The organism is Streptomyces ficellus, from assembly GCF_009739905.1.
In the GTDB taxonomy this organism is placed as follows: domain Bacteria; phylum Actinomycetota; class Actinomycetes; order Streptomycetales; family Streptomycetaceae; genus Streptomyces; species Streptomyces ficellus_A.
Genome location: NZ_CP034279.1, coordinates 5,310,438 through 5,328,744, shown reverse-complemented (window position 1 = coordinate 5,328,744; position 18,307 = coordinate 5,310,438). Strand labels below are relative to the sequence as shown.

12 protein-coding genes are annotated in these 18,307 nt (G+C 73.3%); 7 read left to right on the top strand and 5 right to left on the bottom strand.

The features are described 5' to 3' along the window. Window positions 1–8: 8 nt before the first annotated feature. Entirely contained in the window at window positions 9–740 is a 732-nt protein-coding gene (locus tag EIZ62_RS23830) for a hypothetical protein (RefSeq protein ID WP_244375937.1), read from the bottom strand. 194 nt (window positions 741–934) lie between these two features. Here EIZ62_RS23830 and EIZ62_RS23825 point away from each other — a divergent pair, with 194 nt between their 5' ends. Both EIZ62_RS23825 and EIZ62_RS23820 read left to right on the top strand, forming a co-directional pair. Beyond that, a complete protein-coding gene (locus EIZ62_RS23825; protein ID WP_156694732.1) occupies window positions 935–1,930 on the top strand; it encodes an NAD-dependent epimerase/dehydratase family protein in 996 nt (331 codons plus the stop codon). A gap of 131 nt (window positions 1,931–2,061) precedes the next feature. Next, the gene (locus EIZ62_RS23820; RefSeq protein ID WP_156694731.1) at window positions 2,062–3,615 is read left to right on the top strand and encodes a DUF1996 domain-containing protein; all 1,554 of its coding nucleotides are present in this window, start codon (window positions 2,062–2,064) and stop codon (window positions 3,613–3,615) included. Window positions 3,616–3,710: 95 nt separating this feature from the next. Here the strand turns inward: EIZ62_RS23820 and EIZ62_RS23815 are convergent, their stop codons facing one another. Continuing rightward, window positions 3,711–4,205, bottom strand: coding sequence for a hypothetical protein (locus tag EIZ62_RS23815; protein ID WP_156694730.1), 495 nt, complete (start codon window positions 4,203–4,205; stop codon window positions 3,711–3,713). Window positions 4,206–4,307: 102 nt separating this feature from the next. Between EIZ62_RS23815 and EIZ62_RS23810 the strand changes: the two genes are divergently transcribed. The 4 genes from EIZ62_RS23810 to EIZ62_RS23795 all read left to right on the top strand — a co-directional run bounded on the left by EIZ62_RS23810 (window position 4,308) and on the right by EIZ62_RS23795 (window position 11,347). After that, window positions 4,308–7,388, top strand: coding sequence for an alpha-N-acetylglucosaminidase (locus tag EIZ62_RS23810; protein WP_156694729.1), 3,081 nt, complete (start codon window positions 4,308–4,310; stop codon window positions 7,386–7,388). 30 nt (window positions 7,389–7,418) lie between these two features. Continuing rightward, on the top strand, window positions 7,419–9,338 hold the full coding sequence (locus EIZ62_RS23805) for a hypothetical protein (RefSeq protein WP_167536418.1): 1,920 nt from the start codon (window positions 7,419–7,421) through the stop codon (window positions 9,336–9,338). A gap of 68 nt (window positions 9,339–9,406) precedes the next feature. Beyond that, a complete protein-coding gene (locus EIZ62_RS23800) occupies window positions 9,407–10,294 on the top strand; it encodes a metal-dependent hydrolase (protein ID WP_156694727.1) in 888 nt (295 codons plus the stop codon). Window positions 10,295–10,297: 3 nt separating this feature from the next. Continuing rightward, the gene (locus EIZ62_RS23795) at window positions 10,298–11,347 is read left to right on the top strand and encodes a PDR/VanB family oxidoreductase (protein ID WP_156694726.1); all 1,050 of its coding nucleotides are present in this window, start codon (window positions 10,298–10,300) and stop codon (window positions 11,345–11,347) included. A gap of 20 nt (window positions 11,348–11,367) precedes the next feature. Here the strand turns inward: EIZ62_RS23795 and EIZ62_RS23790 are convergent, their stop codons facing one another. Then, window positions 11,368–11,661: a hypothetical protein gene (locus EIZ62_RS23790; protein WP_156694725.1), complete on the bottom strand. Its 294-nt coding sequence runs from the start codon at window positions 11,659–11,661 to the stop codon at window positions 11,368–11,370. Window positions 11,662–11,734: 73 nt separating this feature from the next. Here EIZ62_RS23790 and EIZ62_RS23785 point away from each other — a divergent pair, with 73 nt between their 5' ends. Continuing rightward, window positions 11,735–12,454 carry a TetR/AcrR family transcriptional regulator gene (locus tag EIZ62_RS23785; RefSeq protein ID WP_156694724.1) on the top strand — a complete coding sequence of 240 codons (720 nt, stop codon included), beginning with the start codon at window positions 11,735–11,737 and terminating at the stop codon, window positions 12,452–12,454. On the opposite strand, the gene EIZ62_RS23780 is transcribed toward EIZ62_RS23785, so the two are convergent. Together EIZ62_RS23780 and pulA are read right to left on the bottom strand one after the other, a co-directional pair. Next, on the bottom strand, window positions 12,439–12,789 hold the full coding sequence (locus EIZ62_RS23780; RefSeq protein ID WP_156694723.1) for a 5-carboxymethyl-2-hydroxymuconate Delta-isomerase: 351 nt from the start codon (window positions 12,787–12,789) through the stop codon (window positions 12,439–12,441). The genes EIZ62_RS23785 and EIZ62_RS23780 overlap by 16 nt on opposite strands. Window positions 12,790–12,887: 98 nt before the next feature. After that, complete coding sequence (gene pulA, locus EIZ62_RS23775; RefSeq protein WP_156696566.1) at window positions 12,888–18,257, bottom strand: pullulanase-type alpha-1,6-glucosidase; 5,370 nt, start codon at window positions 18,255–18,257, stop codon at window positions 12,888–12,890. Window positions 18,258–18,307 lie beyond the last annotated feature (50 nt).

The following is an 18,307-nucleotide window of genomic DNA, read 5'->3' as shown; positions in this document are numbered from 1 at the left end:
CCCCCAGGTCAGACGCGTGTCGCTCCGGGGACCGTGGCGTGGGGTACGAGGACCGCGGGCGGGCCGCGCCGCGACAGGGTGTGCGCGAGGACGACGCCGTGGTGGCGCCGGACGGCGGGGGTCCGCGGCCGCGGCGGACGCGGGGCTTCCGGGAGGCGTACGACGGCGAGCAGCAGCCGCAGCGGCGTGAAGGAGAGCACGCGCACCGCGCGGGCGAGACGGAAGAAGGCCACCTCTCCGCGGGCCAGCCACAGCGCGCAGACGGCGGCGGCGAGCAGGTGGACGGCGATCATGCCGGCGGAGGCACCGCCGGCGGCCCCCGCGAGGAGGTCGCCCGCCACGCTGGAGCCGTCCGGTGCGGCGAGCCCGTGCGGCACGGTGAGGCCGTGCGGTCCCACGGGTACGCCCGGTCCCCCGTGTCCGCCCGACGCGGAGGTCGCCGCGTGCGCCATGCCGTGTGACATGTCGGGCGACATGGCGTGCGTCATGCCGTGTGACCTGTCGTGCGCCGTGCCGGGCTGCACGCCCGGCATCAAGCCCGGGGCCGCTCCGGCCAGGGGCGCACCGCCGTGCGGTCCGGCGCCGCTCATGAAGGTCAGGTGCAGGACGCCCTGGACGGCGACGAGTCCCGTGCCGATGAAGGCGGTACCGCGTCGGCGGCCCGCGGCGAGCCAGGCCAGGCAGCCGGTGACGCCGAACGCGACGAGCAGCGAGCCGGGCGGGACACCGTGGTCAGACATGGACGAATGCCCCACAGCGGCCAATGCCACGCATACCGCCGCAAAGAGAGCGGCACGCAGCGCGCGCATCGGCGACCGGGCATCTGTCATGGTCCGCACATGCTGCCATCCCGGCGGCGGGTACGGGAATCCGCGCGTTCTCCTGGCAGCAGAACTCACACACGATCGCACCCCGGAGGAGGCAGGGTTGGATCATGAGACTTCTGGTGCTGGGCGGAACGGAATTCGCCGGACGGGCCGTGGTGACGGCGGCCCTGGACCGCGGCTGGGAGGTGACGGTCTTCCACCGGGGCAGGCACGCGCCGCCCGCCGGCGTGGTGTCCCTGCTGGGCGACCGCACCGCGCCGGACGGGCTCGCGGCGCTCGGCGGGGGCCGGTGGGACGTGGTCGTGGACACCTGGTCGTCGGACCCGGCGGCGGTGCGGGACGCCGCGCGTCTGCTCGCCGGGAGGGCCGGCCGTTACGTGTACGTCTCCAGCCGCAGCGTCTACGCGTGGCCGCCGACGCCGGGGCTGCCCGAGTACGGCAGCCGGCTGGTGGAGGCGTCGCCGGACGCCACCGGCGTGCCGTACGCGGAGGCCAAGCGGGGCGGGGAGCTGGCGGCGCTCGCGGAGTTCGGCGAGGAGCGGGTGCTGCTGGGGCGCGCCGGGCTGATCATCGGGCCGTGGGAGAACATCGGCCGGCTGCCCTGGTGGCTGACCCGGATCGCCCGCGGCGGGCCCGTACTCGCTCCCGGACCCCGGGACCTGCCCCTGCAGTACATCGACGTCCGCGACATGGCCGGATGGCTGCTCGACGCGGCGGAGGCGGGGCTGTCGGGGCCGTACAACCTGGTGAGCCCGCCCGGACACACGACCATGGGCGAGCTGCTCGACGCCTGTGTGCGCGCCACCGGCGCGGACGCCCGACTGCGGTGGACGGACCCGGAGGTGGTCCTGGGCGCGGGCATCGAGCCCTGGTCGGGCCTGCCGATCTGGGTGCCGCGCGGTGAGCTGCACGACGCGGTGCACGGCGGTGACGTGTCCAGGGCCCTGGCGGCGGGGCTGCGGTGCCGCCCGGTGGCGGAGACGGTCGCGGACACCTGGGCGTGGCTGCGGGAACTGGGCGGCGCGGCGCCGCAGCGGGCGGACCGGCCCACGGTGGGGATCACCCCGGAGCAGGAGGCGAAGGCGCTGGCGCTCGGAGGGTGAGCCGGGGCGAGGCGTAGCGGTTCGCCCGCTTTGGGGACGTAGATTTCTACGAATTGGCGCGCGTGCTGAACAGGTCCTGATGGGCGCCCGTATGGAATGGCGCGGTTCACCCCGCCCAGGATTGGAGTTCCATGCGACGCACACGAAAACGCTCGACACTGGCCAACCGGGCGATCGCCGCCTCGGCTGCCCTGATACTGGGCGGCGGCGGGTTGATCGCGGCCAACGTCTACGCCTCCGCCGGCGAGGGATGGTCGGGCTGGTCAGGTTCGGCGCCCCAGCAGAAGCCGTTGAACGCCGGGCAGCAGATGTCGACCATCGACTGTCCCGAAGTCGCCAACGGCCTTCCCGAGAGCGTGCCCCGGCAGGCGCGCGCCGAGGTCGACCGGGAACTGGCGAATATGGACACCCAGATCACCGAGGCTTACCAGCGGTTCGCCGAGGAGAAGGAAAAGATCCAACAGGACCCCTCTTTTGCCCAGAATGCCATTCTGAATCCACTGAAAGACAAACGGGGTGCGGCGATCCAGCGGATTGTGATCGCCATTGACCGCATTGCGCAGAAGCCGACCGGCCTGGAGAACATGGCTCCGTGCGAACTGCGCGCGGACGACGCCACTCAGGTGAAGGACCAGAACGGCGACGGCCAGAACGGCGGCGACCAGAACGACGGCCAGGGCGGGAACGACCAGAACGGCGACAACCAGAACGGGGGCGACCAGAACGGCGACGGTCAGAACGACGGCCAGAACCAGGGCCAGGGCGATCAGGGACAGGGTCAAGGCCAGGGTCAGGCCGGCAACGGTCCGGTCGCCGGCGACTTCGTCGACATCCAGAGCGTCCAGCCCAACGTGCAGAACCCGCAGCAGCGTCGCGGTGCCTCGCGCGGCGTGTTCTCGACCGACTGCGGTGTGAACGAGAACGGCAAGTTCAACCCGGACAACGTCATCGTGGCGCCCGGCGTCAGCAACGGCGCCCACCACATGCACGACTACGTGGGCAACCAGGCCAACGACGCCTTCGCCAGCGACGACGACCTCGCCAACGGGCAGACGACCTGCCAGAACCAGGGGGACAAGTCCACCTACTTCTGGCCGGTGCTGCGCCTCCAGAACGGCCAGAACGAGAACGACGCCAACGCGGACGGCGGCGGCAACGACCAGAACGTCGGCGAGATCCTGACCCCCACCGAGGTCACCATGGACTTCGTCGGCAGCCCGGTCTCCAAGGTGACCGCGATGCCCAAGTTCCTGCGGATCATCACCGGCGACGCCAAGGCGTTCACCAACGGTGACGCCAACGCCAACGCGTCCTGGAGCTGCACCGGGTTCGAGGACCGGCAGCTGAAGGACAAGTACCCGATCTGCCCCCAGGGCAGTCAGGTCGTCCGGTCGTTCAAGTTCCAGAGCTGCTGGGACGGCCAGAACACCGACAGCGCCAACCACCGCACCCACGTCGCCTTCGCGGACGACAACGGCAACTGCCCGGGCGGCTTCCAGGCCATTCCGCAGCTCCAGCAGCGGATCGTCTACGACGTCCCGCAGGGCACGGTGTTCGCCGTCGACTCGTTCCCCGAGCAGCTGCACAAGCCCATCACCGACCACGGAGACTTCATCAACGTCTTCGACGACGGTCTGATGCAGCAGCTGGTGAACTGCATCAACGGCGGCCGCCGATGCGCGTGACCGGGCACTGACACACCGGTCGTCGAGACGGCGGCACGGACGGAGGAGGGGCCGGACGACCACCTGGTGGTCCGGCCCCCTTCGTGTCCGTGCCGTCAGTTCCCGTGGTGCTCGGAGTGGCCGCCCGAGCCCTTCTCGCTGCCCCCGCTGCCCCCGCCGTGTTCCCCGTCGCCGTCGCCGCCTCCCGAGTGGTGCGACGTGCCGGTCTCCACCGCGCCGCCGAGCCGGTCGCGCAGGGCGCCGACCACCTTCTCCTCCCCCACGGCCACCCATTTGCGGCCGACCAGGTAGGAGCCGCCGTAGTCGTTGGCCTCGTTGATCCACTCGCGCTGTCCACGGTCCGTGGAGAAGGTGGCCAGCACGTACTTGCCGTCCTTCGTCGCGCAATTGGCCTGGCGGATCTCCTCCGCGTCCGTCTGTATGTTCGGCTTGCACGCGACCTTCGCCGCCAGCTCCTCCAGGGTGCCGGTCGCCGTCTTCGGCGCGGCGTCGGGCTCGTCCCCTCCCGCGTCGCACGCCGCCGTCACGGGCAGAGCCAGGGCCACCAGGGCGGCCGTCACCAACGCCAAACGAGTTCGCTCCGTACGCATCTGGCCATCGTGCCGGTTCGCACCCCTGTTGCGGGAGGGGACGCCGAGTAACGTGCGACACGTCCGCACCTGATGATCTGTCAGTACGTGGAGGAGCGCACCGTGGCCGACCTGTCGAGACGAACGCTGCTGGGGAGCGCCGGCGCGATCGGCGCGGGCGCCGCCCTCGCCGCGGCGGCGCAGCCGCCCGCCCCCGCGCAGGAGAACCGCATGGGCGCGGCCCGCGACGCGCTCGCACGGCTGCTGCCCGGTCACGCGGACCAGTTCCGCCTCCGTCACCTCCCCGCGGCGAGCGGCCCGGAGCGGTTCCGCGTCACGGGCGCCGCGGGCCGCGTCGAGGTCGCCGCCACCGGCCCCGGCACGGCGCTGACGGGCGTCCACTGGTACCTGAAGTACGTGTGCGGGGCGCACGTCTCCTGGGCGGGCAGCCAGCTGGACCTCCCCGGCCGGCTCCCCGCGCCCCGCGAGCCGCTCGCCCGCGAGGCCACCGTCCCGCACCGGTTCGCGCTCAACGACACGCACGACGGGTACACCGCCCCGTACGCGGACTGGGCGCGCTGGGAGCGGCTGATCGACGTCCTGGCCCTGCACGGCTGCAACGAGGTGCTGGTCACCACCGGGCAGGAGGCCGTCTACCACCGCCTCCTGATGGACTTCGGGTACACCGACGAGGAGGCCCGGGCCTGGCTGCCCGCGCCCTCCCACCAGCCCTGGTGGCTGCTGCAGAACATGAGCGGGTACGGCGGTCCGCTCAGCCCCGGGCTGCTCGAGCGCCGGGCCGCACTCGGCCGCCGCATCGCCGACCGGCTGCGCGCGCTGGGCATGCGGCCCGTGCTGCCCGGCTGGTTCGGCACCGTCCCCGACGGCTTCGCCGACCGCAACCCGGGCGCCCGCACCGTCCCGCAGGGCGTCTGGGCGGGCCTGAAGCGCCCCGACTGGCTGGACCCGCGCACGGGGACGTTCGCCCGCGCCGCCGAGTCCTTCTACCGCCACCAGGGCGACCTCTTCGGGGACGTACGGCACTTCAAGATGGACCTGCTGCACGAGGGCGGCTCGGCCGGCGACGTGCCGGTGCCGGAGGCCGCCCGCGCGGTGGAGGCCGCCCTGCGCGGGGAACGCCCGGGTGCCACCTGGGTCGTCCTCGGCTGGCAGGCCAACCCGCGCCGCGACCTGCTCGACGCCCTCGACAAGACGCGGCTCCTCGTCGTGGACGGGCTGTCCGACCTGGAGACCGTCACCGACCGCGAGCGGGACTGGGGCGGCGCCCCGTACGCCTTCGGCACCATCCCCAACTTCGGCGGCCGCACCACCATCGGCGCCAAGACCCACCTGTGGACCGAGCGCTTCACCGCCTGGCGCGACAAGCCCGGCTCGGCGCTCGTCGGCACGGCCTACATGCCGGAGGCCGCCGAACGGGACCCGGCCGCGCTGGAACTGTTCTCCGAGCTGGCCTGGCGCCGCGAACCGGTCGACCGGACCCGCTGGTTCGAGGAGTACGCCGACCTGCGCTACGGCGGCCGGGACGCACGCGCGCGTGCGGCGTTCGCGGTGCTGCGCGACACGGCCTACCGGATCTCCAGCCGCGACGGCCGCCCCCACGACTCCGTGTTCGCCGCCCGGCCGAGCCTCACCGCCCATTCGGGCGCCTACTACGCCACGCACACCCCCGCCTTCGACCCGGCGGACTTCGACGGGGCGTTCGCCGCCCTGCTGGGCGTACGGGAGCCGCTGCGCCGCTCCGACGCGTACCGGCACGACCTGACCGACCTCGGCCGGCAGGTGCTCGCCAACCGCTCCTGGCACCTGATCGGGCAGCTGAGAGCCGCGTACACCGCCAAGGACCTGGACACCTTCCGCGCGCTGTCCCGGCTGTGGCTGAGGCTGATGCGGCTGAGCGACGACATGGCGGGGTCGCACCACGCCTTCCTCCTCGGCCCGTGGCTGGCGGACGCCCGCCGCGAGGGCCTGGAGCGCACGGCACGGGTGCTGATCACCACCTGGGCCGACCGGCCCACCGCGGACGCGGGGCACCTGGCCAACTACGCCAACCGCGACTGGTCCGGCCTGATCGCCGACTTCCACCTCCCCCACTGGCAGGCCTACCTGGACGAGCTGGAGGACGCACTCGCGCAGGGCCGCGCCGCCAGGGCCTTCGACTGGTACGCGATCGAGGAGCCCTGGACGCGCGGGACGAAGACCTATCCCCTCCGCCCGCACCACGACCCGTACCGTACCGCCACGCGCGTGTACGAGACGCTCGCCCGCGCCCCCTTCCAGGGCGCCGTCACGGTCGCCGGCACCCCCGCGGCGTTCACGCCGGGCGCCGACGCCGAGGTCACCGCCACCTTCCGCAACGTCAACGGCCTGCGGGCCACCGGCCCCGTCGGCTTCACGCTCACGGGTTTCGGCGACCAGCCGCCGCTGGGCCTGCCGTCCGTCCCGGCGGCCGGCACCGGCACCGTCTCCTGGGGCGTCACGGCCCCCGCCGGCCCCCTCACCGCCCCCCTCGAAGCCCTCCCCTACGAGCTGCGCGCCACCTACGGCCCCCAGGGCGAGGCCCCCGTCACCACCGTCCACCGGGGCGAGCAGTACCGGGCGGGCCCCCTGGGCGGGCGGTGGCGTACGTACGCCAACAACGGAGCCGTCTTCGGCCGGCTCGAGGGCCGGTACGCGATCAACGGCGGTGGCCAGGACCTGTGGAAGGCCGTCGCCGAGTTCGGCACCCTCTACCAGGAGGACGTCTTCGGGGACGGCGCCGTCCTGACCGCGGGCGTGGACGCGCAGGAGGCGACGGGCGGCTGGGCGCGCGCCGGGATCGTGGTGCGCGACGCGCTGGCGGTGCCCGGCGCGCCCGGTTTCCTGAACCTGGCGGTGACCCCGGCCAACGGTGTGGTCCTGTCGTACGACTCGACCGGGGACGGCACCCTGGACACCTACCGGCGGATCGCCGGCGTCAGGGCGCCGGTCCTGCTGCGCCTGTCCCGCGCGGGGGACGGTGTCACCGGGTCCTGTTCCCAGGACGGCGGGGCCACCTGGCGTACGGTCGCCACGGTCCGGGTCCCGGGCGCGGCGGCCGTGCAGGACGCGGGGCTGTTCATGACCGCCATGAACGGGGGCGGCGGGGCGCGCGGGACGGCGGTCTTCGGCTCGCTGAGCGGCTGGGGGGACACCGGCGGCAGGTGACCATCGCCGGATTCGCTCGTTCTGCTGAACGTGAGCACCCAGGAACTCGCCACCCCGGCCCCCGTCGACGTCGACCAGGCGGAGGCGGCGCTCGTCGAGCACTACGCGCGGCTCGTGCGGATCGCCTATCTGGTGCTGCCGCCCGCCCTCGGCCGCAACCGCCGTGTGCTGACCGCGCACTCCGTCGTACAGCGCTCGCTGCCGCGCCGCCGCGCGGCGGGTGACGACGGCGGGATGCCGGGGCAGCGGCGGCCGGAGGACGCGGTCGACCCCGGGTACGCGTATGTGCGCGTCCGGGTGCTGCGCCAGGCCCTGGACGCGGGGCTTCCGCTGAAGCGGACGGCGTGGCCCAAGCGGGCGCAGCTGCCTCCGCTGCTGCCCCAGGTGTGGGGGCTCCGGCTGTTCCCGCGCGCGGGTGGCGCCGACGAACTGGGGCTCGACCAGCGTCTGTCGGCGCTGTCGGGGCCCGGCCGCGCGGCCTGTGTGCTGCGCGGTCTGGAGCGGCAGGGTGACGCAGAGGTGCGCCGGGTGCTGGCGGCGGCCGGGGTGGCGGACCCGAAGGCGGCGCTGGCCGAGGCGGACGGGGTGGAGGCGCTCTACGGGTTGCTGGAGTCGCCCGAGTTCGACCCGTGTGCGTTGCAGGCCCGCCCCACGGACCTGATGCGGCGCCGCCGGCACGGCAGGGCGGCGCTGGCGGCGCTCGCGGCCGCCGTGGTGTGCGGGGCGCTGCTCGGACTGCCGGGCGACGGCTGGGGCCCGGACGGGGCGGCCGCTCCGGCGTACGCGCGCAATCCGGTGGCGGAGGCGGCGCTGGACCCGGGCAATCTGCGGCGGGTGGCGCCGGCGGCGTGGCAGCGTTCGGCGCGTACGGACTTCTCGGTGTGGCCCGCGCGGGGCGGTCTCGTGGGCGACCGGGAGCTGCTGCGGCGGGCGCTGGCGGTGTGGGCGCGGCCGGGTGCCGCGGTGCGGGCGTCGGCGACGCCGGGCACGCCTCCGGGGCCGCCGATGGGTCCGCCGCAGCTGCTGTTCGCCGGGGAGGTGGACCAGGCGCGGGTGGTGCTGTTCCACGACGGCCTGCGGGCGGTGCGGTACGCGGAGCCGAAGGACGGTACGGAAGGGGCGGCGCTGGACTTCGCGCGGACGGACGGCGCGGACTCGGCGTCGGCGGCCGCCCTGGTCGTGGGGCGTACGCACGCCAATGTGCGGTACCTGACGGCACCTTGGGTACGGGAGGTGTCGGCGCGTGACCTGGTGGACCCGTCCGCCGGGAGCCGTCCGGTCGGGCGGGACGCGCACGGGGTGACGGTTCCGCTGCTGAGCCCGGTGGCGCCGAGCTCGTGCACGGCGTGGGACGTGCTGGAGGTGCGGGACGGTACGGCGACGCGGACGCTGACGGACCTCGGTGAGCTGGCCCCGGCCCGGCTGACGTCGGGCCCGCCGGCGGCGCCGGTGGACCTGGCGGCCGCGGGGGCCGGGGCGCGTGCCCAGTGGGCGGGGACGGCCTGCCAGTTGTCCCTGGTGCGGTCCAAGGGCGTCCGGGCGGTGAACTCCTGGCGGTTCGCCGAGCAGGAGCTGCCGGGCGCGGCGGGTACGGCGGCGTGGCTGTGCACGCGTGCGGACACCTGGCGCGGCACCGGGAGCACCGTGCTCGGGCAGTTCCACGCGCCGTCCGCGAAGACGGGCGCGGTCGTGGCGAAGGCGGAGGAGTCGCCGGCGTGCGGGGTGCGGGAGCCGCGGGTGCTGGCGGGTGCGCTGTGGCAGGCGCCGGGCGGCCGGTGGTTCATGCTGGCGGCGGGTGGCCCGGGCGTCGCGTCGGTCGCCGTGTCCGGCGGGGCGACGGGCGGTGGCGACGGCCGGCTGCTGGCGGTGGAGCTGCCGGGCAAGCCGTCCCAGCAGGTCGAGCTGACCGGCCGGCTGGAGGACGGTACGAGGATCTCGTCGCTGCGCTGAGCGTCCGGCGCCGGATATCCGGTGCACGACCCTGGTGCCGGTCACGTACCCGTCAGTACATTGACGCCATGTCTAATACGCGCGTGACGGGGGCGGCGGCGCCGGAACGGATCGAGCTGAAGGCCCGGAAGGTCTCCTTCGACTGGGAGGAGACCCCGCTCCACTGGGTTCCCGGTGATCCCTTCACCACCCACACCATCAATGTGCTGCACCTGCTGCTCCCCGCCGGGGAGCGCTGGTTCGTCCATGTGTACCGGCAGGCGCTGCCGTACGTCCGGGACGACCGGCTGCGCGAGGACGTCATCGGGTTCATCGGCCAGGAGGCGGTGCACTCGCAGGCGCACGACGACGTCCTGCCGCACCTGAAGCGGCTGGGGCTCGACCCGACCCCGTACACCGCGCAGGTCGACTGGCTCTTCGAGAAACTCCTCGGCGACCGGACGCTGCCGCCCGGCCGGGCCCGGCGGTGGTGGCTGATGGAGCGGGTCGCGCTGATCGCGGCGATCGAGCACTACACGGCGTTCCTGGGCGACTGGGTGCTGGGCGCCGAGGAGCTGGACCGGCGCGGTGCCGACCCGGTGATGCTGGACCTGCTGCGCTGGCACGGAGCGGAGGAGGTCGAGCACCGGTCGGTCGCCTTCGACCTGTTCACGCACCTCGACGGCGGCTACCGGCGGCGGGTGCGGACCTGGGCGACGGCGTTCTCGGCGCTGGTGTTCCTGTGGCAGCGCGGGGCCCGGTTCTTCATGGAGAACGACCCGTCGCTGCCGGGCGGCAAGGCGTCGGTGAGGGACTTCGTCGTCCGCGGCCGGCAGGGGGTCCTGCCGTCGACGCCGGACATGCTGCGGTCGATCCCCCGCTACCTGAGCCGGTCCTACCACCCCTCCCAGGAGGGCGACACGGAACGGGCGGTGGCCTACCTGGCCTCGTCCCCGGCAGCGGGCGGGGGGCACTGAGCCGTGCCACGCGCGCGTAGTGTCGTCCTCGCCGCCACGGCGGCCCTGCTGGTGAAGCGTGCGGTGCGCCGCCGCGTCCAGGCCGCCCCGCTGTGGCCGCTGCCCGCCCTGGAGGAGCCGATATCCGGCCGGGGGCGGCGTGCGCCGACCGTCGTCCGCCGGGTCGTCGTCACCGCACGCACCAGCCCCGCCGAGGGTGTCGTCCTCCTGCGGCTGGAGGGCACGCGCCTGCCCCCGTGGGAGCCGGGCGCTCACCTGGACCTGGTACTGCCGTCGGGGCTGGTCCGCACGTACTCGCTGTGCGGCGACCCGGCGGAGGCCGGCGTGTACACCGTCGCCGCGCGGCTCGTCGCGGACGGGCGCGGCGGCTCGCGGGAGGTGCACGAACGGCTCCGTACGGGCACGGAGATCGAGATCCGCGGACCGCGCAACCGCTTCCCGCTGGTGGACGCCCCCGCGTACGTCTTCGTCGCGGGCGGCATCGGGATCACGCCCCTGCTGCCCATGCTGCGGGCGGTACGGGCGGCGGGCGCCCGGTGGCGGCTGCTGTACTGCGGGCGCAGCCGGGCGACGATGCCGTTCCTGGACGAACTGGAGGGCGCCGGGGACGTCACCGTGGCGCCCGAGGACGAGGCGGGCCTGCCGGACCTCGCCCTCCTCGACGGCCTACCGCCGGAGACGGCCGTCTACGTCTGCGGCCCCGACGGCCTGATGGACGCGGTGGCCCAACGCCTCCCGCAGGGCCGGCCCTTGCACCTCGAACGCTTCACCCCGGCCACGCCGGCCCCCGGTGACGCCTTCGAGGCGGAACTGCGCCGCTCCGGCCGCACGGTCACGGTGGCCGCCGGCCAGTCGCTCCTCGCGGCCGTCCGCGCGGAGCTGCCCCACGTCCCGTACTCCTGCGAACAGGGCTTCTGCGGCACCTGCCGCCAGCCCGTCCTCGCGGGCGAGGTCGACCACCGCGACGAGCTGCTGACGGAGGAGGAACGGCGGGACTCGATGCTCCTGTGCGTGTCCCGCTGCCGGGGCGGGCGGCTGGTGCTGGATCTGTAGGCGGGCGTTCCCCACACGTCCTACGGCAGCAGCAGCCAGTCCGCGGCCAGGGCGGTGAGGAGGCCGGAGGCGAGGAGCCAGGTGGCCAGGCGGGTGCGGCCGTTGCGGCTGAGTTCGATGACGACGCCGCAGAGGATCATGGCCAGTCCGTAGACGCCGACGACGAGGACGGACGTGCGGCTGGCCAGCCGGAGCACCAGGACGACCGCCATCGTGACCAGGAGGACGGAAGCCGCGGCGACGCGTAAGCGGCGGGCCTGACGTGGGGTGACGCCCGTGCTCGGGGCCGGGGTCTCGGGGTCGGGGATGCTCATGCGCGGCAGCGTAGCGAACTGTGTATCGGCCACTGTTCGAAGGGCTGTCGGTGGCGGCCGTTAGGCTGTTCGCATGACGACCGGGGCGCGGCGCAGGATGGGCGTCGAGGAGCGCAGGCAGCAGTTGATCGGGGTGGCGCTGGAGCTGTTCAGCCGCCGCTCCCCCGACGACGTGTCGATCGACGAGATCGCCGCCGCCGCCGGCATCTCCCGGCCGCTGGTCTACCACTACTTCCCCGGCAAGCAGAGCCTGTACGAGGCGGCGCTGCGGCGGGCGGCGGACGAGCTGGCCGCCCGGTTCGTGGAGCCGCGCCAAGGTCCGCTGGGGGCGCGGCTGCTGCGGGTGATGCGGCGGTTCTTCGACTTCGTGGACGAGCACGGGCCGGGGTTCTCGGCGCTGATGCGCGGCGGTCCGGCGGTCGGGCCCACGACGAACGCGATGATCGACGAGGTGCGGCAGGCGGCGTACGAGCAGATCCTGGCCCATCTCGGTGTCGGCGACCCGCCCGCGCGCCTGGAGCTGGTCGTCCGCTCCTGGGTGTCGCTCGCCGAGTCGACGGCGCTGCTGTGGCTGGACGGCCGCCGGATACCGCGCGCGGAGCTGGAGTTGCAGCTGGTGCACGACTTCGCCGCGCTGGCGGCGGTGAGTGCGGCGTACGACGGCGAGATGGCGTCGCTGCTGCTGCACATGCTGGGCGACGAGCCGGCCGACGGGCCGTTCGGCGACCTGGTCGACCGGCTCGGGGCGCTGTTGCCGAAGGTGCCGGCCGGGGCGGCTCAGCCCGCCCGGTAGGAGGGGTCGAGGTCGTGCACCTCGGCCGACACGTGCAGCACCCGGCCCTCGGCGGGGGCGACGAACCGCGGGACGAGCGCGACGACGGCCTCCGTCAGCCGTGCCCTGACCTCCTCGGCGCGCCCGGCGAGCAGGTCGATGTCGACGTGGACCATGGCGTCGTCGGCCGTGCCGTCGCCGACCACGGTGTCCTCCACGCGGCGGGTGCGGGTCTTGCAGGCGGCGAGCCGGGCGCCGGCCGTCTCGACGACCAGGGGGTGCAGGGCCAGCGCGAAGCCCCGGCGGTCGAAGTCCTCGTCGAGGGAGGCGGAGTAGTCGACGGTGATCTGCGGCATGGGTATCGCTCCTGGTGGTACGGCTGTCGCGGCCACCATAGAGCGGGGCGCCACGGTCCGGCACAGGTGTCCGGACCGTGGCGCCCCGCCCGTCGTTCCTACCGCTGGGTGAACACCGCCACCGTGCGGGCCGGGACCGTGAAGGTGCCGGTGGCCGTCTCGTACGCCGACGTCTTCACCGTGGCGTCGGAGCCGTGCGCCTGGACCGGGTGCAGGGTGTGGCCGGTGCCCGCGAGGGCGGGGACGGTCTGCGCCTGCCGTTCGGGCGTGGCGTTGAAGACGACGACCAGGTCACCCAGGCGCATGGTGATCACGCCGGGGGTCTCGTCCTCGCCCGAGAGGGGGAAGGAGAGCGCGGACTGCACGGCGTCCGCCGTGGTCAGGCTGAACGCCTTCTCCGTCGTACGGAGCTTCAGCAGGTCCCGGTAGGCGGCGGAGGCGCCGGTGATCTGCGGGCAGCCGACCGTCAGGGACGGGGACGTCAGCAGCGGCTTGCCGAAGGACCACTTGTCCTTGTTGTCGGCGGCAGGCGGCAGGCCGCGCCCGAAGCCGTTGCCGGCCCGGCAGTCCCAGTTGAGGACGTTGAACCAGTCGCCGCTGTCGTAGGAGTTGCGGTCCAGCGACTTGGAGCGCAGCAGGTCGGTGCCCGCCTGGGAGAGCGCCGGGCCCTGGGAGAGGGCTGCGGTCGCCATGGCGAGGACCTGCATCCTGGCCCGGTCGTCGGGGGACGTCGCCGCCGGGAGCTTGAAGGCGAGCGCGTCATACAGGGTCTCGTTGTCGTGGGCGTCCGCGTAGGCGAGGGCGTCGCCGGGTGCGGCGGCGTAGCCGGCGGGGGCGCCGTTGTAGTCGACCTCGGAGCCCTTGACGCTCTTCCCGGAGGTGTCGGTGAAGCGGTAGGAGGCGAGGTTGCCGGTCAGGCCGACCTTGATCAGGTCCTGGTAGTGCAGCAGGCGGGCCTTCTGCTCGGCGGGGGTGCCGTTGGCCTTGGAGGTGTTGGGGTCGGTGAACAGGCCGGAGGCGAAGCCCTGGACGCCGGGGTCGGCGTCGAAGGGGCCGCCGCCGCGCACGGCGTCGCGGGCCCGGTCGGAGAAGGTCGCGATGCCGGTGCCGGCCATGTTCTTCTGGGTGGCCTGGACGAAGCGGGCGTCGTCGGCGATCTCACCGAAGTTCCAGCCCTCCCCGTACAGGATGATCTTCTTGCCGTCGACGCCGTCCTTGGCGAGGGTGAGCCCGTCGAGGGCCTCGCGCACGGCGAGCATGTTGGCCTTGGGGTGGTGGCCCATGAGGTCGAAGCGGAAGCCGTCGACCTTGTACTCCTTGGCCCAGGTGACGACCGAGTCGACGACGAGCTTGCCCATCATGGTGTTCTCGGGCGCGGTGTTGGCGCAGCAGGTGGAGGTGGCGACGGTGCCGTCGGCGAGGAGCCGCTGGTAGTAGCCGGGGACGATCTTGTCGAGGACGGACTTGTCGGCCTGCCCGCTCGCGACGGTGTGGTTGTAGACGACGTCCATGACGGTGCGCAGTCCGGCCTTGTTGAGGCCCTGGACCATCTGCCGGAACTCGACCGTGCGGCGGGTGCCGTCCGGGTCGGAGGCGTAGGAGCCCTCGGGGACGGTGTAGTGCAGCGGGTCGTAGCCCCAGTTGAAGGCGTCCTTGGCGGCGGCCTTGGAGACGCACGCCTGCTGCTGCTCGGAGTCAGGGGGGTAGGAGGCCAGGTCGCAGCCGGGGGTGGCCTGGCCGGACTTCTTCTCGGGGATCGTGCCGATGTCGAAGACGGGCAGTAGGTGGACGTAGGACGTGCCGCTGCCGGCCAGCTTCCTCAGGTGCTTCATGCCGTCGGACGCGGTGTCGGTGAAGGCGAGGTATCCGCCGGGGTGCTTGGCGGTGCGGTCCGCGACCGAGAAGTCACGGACGTGGAGCTCCTGGATCTGGGCGTCGCGCAACGGGGTGGCGGCGGGCTTCCTGAGGGTGTTCCAGCCCGCCGGGGCGAGTGCCGGGTCGGTGAGGTCGGTGACCAGGCTGTGGGTGGAGTCGGCGGTCAGGGCGGTGGAGTACGGGTCGGTGACCTTGTTGGTGACAACCTTCTGGACGCTGGGCGCCCACACCTTCACCTCGTACCGGTACGGCTTGTTCCGCCAGCTCTTGGAGCCGGTGGCGGACCAGACGCCGGTGGCCGCGTCGCGCTTCATCGCCACGCGCCGGCCGTCGAGTTCGAGGGCGACGCCCTGTGCGGTGGGCGCCCAGACGGAGAGGGTGGGCGTGCCCTTGCGGAAGACGGGGCCGAGCGACTTGGCCTGCGCCTTGGTGCCGTACAGGTCGTCGAGGACGCCCGGGATCTGGACGCCGGTGGCGGCGAGCAGGGCGCCGTTCGGGGCGCGGTGGGTGGCGACGAGCCGGCCGCGCAGGGCGTCACGCACCCGGTCGCGGTCGCGCGGGTCGAGGGTGAAGGCGGGGTACTCCTTGAGGTGCGGGTACTTCGCCTTCTGGGCGTCGGTGAGGGCGGCGGGGTTCAGGCGCAGCCAGCGGCCCTCGTCGGACAGGGCGCCGCCGGGGGCGGTGATGCCGCCGTCCCGCGCGTACACCAGCTGCTGGCTGGTGCCGGGTGCGGACTTCACCTTCCACACGACGGTGTTCGCGTCGATCCACTGGGCCTCGGCCTTGGTGAGGTCGGGGGCGGGTGCGGCGCCGGTGGTGGGCAGCAGGTAGCCGGAGTCGCCGGTGAGGAGGAAGACCTCCTTGCCGTGGGTGCCGAAGTCGAGGGACCGGTCGGCGGGAATGTCCTTCTCGTCGCCCTTGTGGACGATGTAGGACAGGGAGGTGGCTCCGGCGGCGAGCGGGACCTCGAAGGTGATCCCGAAGGCGTCCTTCTTCACCGGCTGGAGCGGCTTGGCCCAGTCGGTGGGGGTGGCGGCGCCGGTCCAGGTGTGCAGGCCCCAGCCGTCGTAGTTCCCGTCGGGCCGGTGGTAGTGGATGACCGCCTTGCCGGGGTCCTGCGGCGGATAGGCGCCGTCGGGCGCCTTGTCCGTCTGGCCGTCCGCGCCCTGCTTGACCCACACCTCGCCGGTGGCGGCGAGGTCGAGGGTGCGCCGCGGGCCGTCGGCGGTGCCGTCCTTCTCGACGGTGTACGGAACGGTCGTCGCGCCGTCCTCGACCTTGACCCAGGCGAACGCGCCGTACGCGTCACGGCCGGTGAAGGCGGCGGTGGTGTTCCCCGTCCTCAGCGTCCAGCCGTCGTAGTCGCCGTCCGGGCGCTGGTAGTGGACGACGGCGTGGTCACGGTCGACGGCGCCGGGCTCGCCGGGCTCCGGGGCCTGTCCGGCGGTGCTGGTGGCGAGGTCGCTCGCGGTACGGCCCCGGCTGTCGACGGCGACGGCCTTGTAGCGCAGGGGGGTTCCGGCGGGGGCGGTGACGGTGTGGGTGACCTTGTAGGGGGCGTGGTCGGCGGAGCCGAGCGTCTGCCACGTCCCGTTGCCGGTCTGGGCGGCGAAGACGACCCGGTTGAGGCCGCCGCCGGAGACGTCCGCGGTGAGTTCGACGGTGCCGGTGGCGCCGGCGGGCGGGGCCTTGAGCGTCAGGGTGGGGGCGGTCGCGGGGGCCGGGACGGGCCTGGCCGCCTTGAGGACCACGGAGGACAGGGCGGGGACGGTCAGCTTCAGCGTGTCGCCGCTGCTGGTGACCGTGCCGGTGCCGCCGTACAGGTGGCGGAACGCGGTGTCCGGGGAGTCGGTGCTGAGCTCCACCGTCTTGGGGGTGGTGGCGTTGTTGACGGCGACGACGTACTCGGTGCGGGACGTCGTGTCGGTACGGGAGAAGGCGTACACGCCCTGGCCGGTGTCGGCGTGCCGCTCGGTCTGGACGCCGTCGCGCAGCGCCGGGTGGGCCTTGGTGAGGCGGGAGAGGGCGGCGATGGAGCGGTAGAGGGGGTGGCGGGTGTCGTACGCGGCGGTGGCGTGGGTGCGGTCGGTGCCGAGCTGGTCGTCGTCGAGGTAGTCGGCGGTCTTCGAGGCGAACAGGGTCTGGCGGGCGTCCTTGTCGCCGCCGGCGCCGGTGAAGCCCTGTTCGTCGCCGTAGTAGACGACGGGGTTGCCGCGGCTGAGGAACATCAGCTCGTTGGCGAGCCGGTAGCGGTTCAGGAGTTCGGTGTCGTCGGCGTCCGCGTTGTCCTGCTTCAGGAAGGTGCCGAAGCGGCCCATGTCGTGGTTGCCGAGGAAGGACACCGACTCGTAGGCGTTGGCCTTGTCGGTGGTGTAGCGGTAGTCCTGCGCGAACAGCTCGGAGAGCTTTCCGGCGGGGCCTCCTTGCGAGGCGTAGCGGCGGGCGGCGTCCTGGAAGGGGAAGTCGAGGGTGGCGTCGAGCCGGCCGCGGGTGACGTAGGGGGCGGTGACGGCCGGGTCGGCGGAGTACACCTCGCCGAACATGAAGAAGTCGTCCCGGCCGCGCTTGGCGGCGTACGCGTCGAGGGCGGTGGCCCACTGCGTCCAGAACTCGGAGTTGACGTGCTTGACGGTGTCGACGCGGAAGCCGTCGATGTCGAAGTCGCGCACCCAGCGCTGGTAGATCTTCTCCATGCCGTCGACGACCTCGGGGCGCTCGGTCCACAGGTCGTCCAGGCCCGCGAAGTCGCCCTGGGTGGAGGACTCCCCGGCGAAGGTCGAGTCGCCCCGGTTGTGGTACATCTCCGGGTCGTTGAGCCAGGCGGGGACCTTGAGGTTCCTTTTGGCGTCGGGGACGACGGGGGTGCGGGGGAAGGAGTCGCGGTCGGTCTCGGGGAAGCGCCTGGTGCCGTCGGCGTAGTCGGCGTCGTCGAAGGGGACGCCGTCCTTGGTGAGGTAGGGGAAGGCGCCCTTGGAGAGGTAGCTGTAGGACTTCTCCTGGTAGTCGACGACGTCGGCGGTGTGGTTGGTGATGACGTCGAAGAAGACCTTCATGCCCTTGGAGTGGGCCTTGTCGATCAGCTTCTCTAGGTCGGCGTTGGTGCCGAAGTGGGGGTCGACCTGGGTGAAGTCGGTGATCCAGTAGCCGTGGTAGCCGGCCGAGGCGTCCTTGCCCTCGCCCTGTACGGGCTGGTTCTTGAAGATGGGCGCCATCCAGATGGCGGTGGTGCCCAGGCCCTTGATGTAGTCGAGCCTGTCGGTGAGCCCCTTGAGGTCACCGCCCTGGTAGAAGCCCTTGTCCGTGGGGTCGTGGCCGGTGGTGAGCCGGGTGCCGGTGAGTCCGCCGCGGTCGTTGCGCGGGTCGCCGTTGGCGAACCGGTCGGGCAGCACGAAGTAGAACTGCTCGCGGGTGAGGTCGTGCCGGGCGGGGGCCGCGGCCAGCGCCTTGTCGGACGGCGGGGCGGGGGGCTTCGGCGCGGCGGTCGCCGGCAGGGCCGGGACGAGCGCGGCGAGCGTCGCCGCCGCGAGGGCGGCCGCGGCCCTGCGCGGGGTGCGCGGGCCGCGCGGGGCGCGTGGCGGGGATGGGGGGCGTATCAAGGCCGTAGCTCCTCGATGAGGGTCACGCGGACGGGGGTTGCGGGCCG

Bases quoted from the DNA above. Each gene is read 5' to 3' on its own strand.
- EIZ62_RS23830 (WP_244375937.1), bottom strand. From the start codon at position 740: ATGTCTGACCACGGTGTCCCGCCCGGCTCGCTGCTCGTCGCGTTCGGC.
- EIZ62_RS23825 (WP_156694732.1), top strand. From the start codon at position 935: ATGAGACTTCTGGTGCTGGGCGGAACGGAATTCGCCGGACGGGCCGTG.
- EIZ62_RS23820 (WP_156694731.1), top strand. From the start codon at position 2,062: ATGCGACGCACACGAAAACGCTCGACACTGGCCAACCGGGCGATCGCC.
- EIZ62_RS23815 (WP_156694730.1), bottom strand. From the start codon at position 4,205: ATGCGTACGGAGCGAACTCGTTTGGCGTTGGTGACGGCCGCCCTGGTG.
- EIZ62_RS23800 (WP_156694727.1), top strand. From the start codon at position 9,407: ATGTCTAATACGCGCGTGACGGGGGCGGCGGCGCCGGAACGGATCGAG.
- EIZ62_RS23790 (WP_156694725.1), bottom strand. From the start codon at position 11,661: ATGAGCATCCCCGACCCCGAGACCCCGGCCCCGAGCACGGGCGTCACC.
- EIZ62_RS23785 (WP_156694724.1), top strand. From the start codon at position 11,735: ATGACGACCGGGGCGCGGCGCAGGATGGGCGTCGAGGAGCGCAGGCAG.
- EIZ62_RS23780 (WP_156694723.1), bottom strand. From the start codon at position 12,789: ATGCCGCAGATCACCGTCGACTACTCCGCCTCCCTCGACGAGGACTTC.